The organism is Allobosea sp. TWI1241, assembly GCF_039673065.1.
Lineage (GTDB): Bacteria > Pseudomonadota > Alphaproteobacteria > Rhizobiales > Beijerinckiaceae > Allobosea.
Genome location: NZ_JBDJKW010000030.1, coordinates 1 through 1,591, shown reverse-complemented (window position 1 = coordinate 1,591; position 1,591 = coordinate 1). Strand labels below are relative to the sequence as shown.

2 protein-coding genes are annotated in these 1,591 nt (G+C 66.7%); both read left to right on the top strand.

Translation table 11 applies throughout. The annotated features are described in order from the left end of the window. On the top strand, positions 1–516 hold a 516-nt coding region (locus ABE438_RS20305; protein WP_346504489.1), incomplete at its 5' end, for a branched-chain amino acid ABC transporter permease. A 54-nt stretch (positions 517–570) separates the two neighbouring features. Continuing rightward, complete coding sequence (locus ABE438_RS20300; protein WP_465248651.1) at positions 571–1,551, top strand: branched-chain amino acid ABC transporter permease; 981 nt, start codon at positions 571–573, stop codon at positions 1,549–1,551. The last annotated feature ends 40 nt before the right edge of the window (positions 1,552–1,591 follow it).

Below are 1,591 nucleotides of genomic sequence, written 5' to 3'. Positions count from 1 at the left end.
TCCGGCCTGCCCTACCAGATGCCCGAAGCCCTGCGCGGCGGCCAGAACCTCGGCTTCATGTTCCTGCCCAACTACCGCGCCTGGGTCGTCGTCGCCTCGCTCGCCGTCTGCCTCGGCACCTGGTTCATGATCGAGAAGACCAGGCTCGGCGCCTATCTGCGCGCCGCGACCGAGAACGCCACCCTCACCCAGGCCTTCGGCATCAACGTGCCGCTGCTGGTCACCCTCACCTACGGCTTCGGCGTCGGGCTCGCAGCCTTCGCCGGCGTGCTCGCCGCCCCGATCTACTCGGTCAACCCCAATATGGGCGCAGACCTCATCATCGTCGTCTTCGCCGTCGTCGTCATCGGCGGCATGGGCTCGATCATGGGCGCCATCGTCACAGGCTTCACCCTCGGCCTCGTCGAGGGCCTCACCAAGGTCTTCTACCCCGAGGCCTCCGCCACCGTGATCTTCATCATCATGGCCATCGTCCTGCTGGTGAAGCCGGCCGGCCTGTTCGGGCGGGCGAACTGATGCCGGCCGCCCTCGCCACCGCCGCCGCACGCCGCCGCCACCAAGGAGCCTCCCATGGCTGACGTCATGCCCGCCGTGGGCACCGCCTCCTCCCAGGCCGAGCGCGACACCGCCCGCCTCCACCGCAATGTGATGATCGGCATCGGCGCCCTGCTCCTGGTCGCCCCCTTCGTCGCCTATCCCGTCTTCGTCATGAAGGTTCTGTGCTTCGCGCTCTTCGCGCTCGCCTTCAACCTGCTGCTCGGCTATGGCGGCCTGCTCTCATTCGGCCATGCCGCCTATTTCGGGATGGCGAGCTATGTCTGCGCCTACACCGCCAAGAACTGGGGCCTCACACCCGAACTCGCCATCCTCGGCGGAACCCTCGTCGCGGCCGGACTCGGCCTCGCCTTCGGCGCGCTCGCCATCCGACGCCAGGGCATCTACTTCGCCATGATCACCCTGGCGCTCGCCCAGATGGCGTATTTCTTCTCGCTGCAGACCCCGAAGTTCACCGGCGGCGAGGACGGCATCCAGGCCGTTCCCCGCGGATACCTGCTCGGAACCGTCAGCCTCGCCGACGACCGCACCCTCTACTGGCTCGTCGCCGCCGTCTTCATGGCAGGCCTCCTGCTGATCTACCGCATCATCCACTCCCCCTTCGGACAGGTCTGCAAGGCCATCCGCGACAACGAGCCCCGCGCCATCTCGCTCGGATACCGCGTCAACCGCTACAAGCTCGCCGTCTTCGTCCTCTCCGCATCGCTGGCAGGCCTGGCAGGCTCCACCAAGGCCATCGTCTTCCAGCTCGCCTCCCTCACCGACGTCCACTGGTCGATGTCCGGCGAGGTCGTCCTCATGACCCTCGTCGGCGGCCTCGGAACCGTCTTCGGCCCCATCCTCGGCGCCCTCGTCATCGTCGCCATGCAGAACTACCTCGCCTCCTTCGGCGCATGGGTCACCGTCATCCAGGGCGTCATCTTCGTCATCTGCGTCCTCACATTCCGCGAGGGCATCATCGGAATCATCGCAAAGGCCATCAAGAAACCCCTCTGACGAACACACGCAGACCCGGCGGCGAAACCACCGCCCAAAA

Coding starts and splice junctions, on each gene's coding strand:
- ABE438_RS20300 (WP_465248651.1), top strand. CDS start 571: ATGGCTGACGTCATGCCCGCCGTGGGCACCGCCTCCTCCCAGGCCGAG.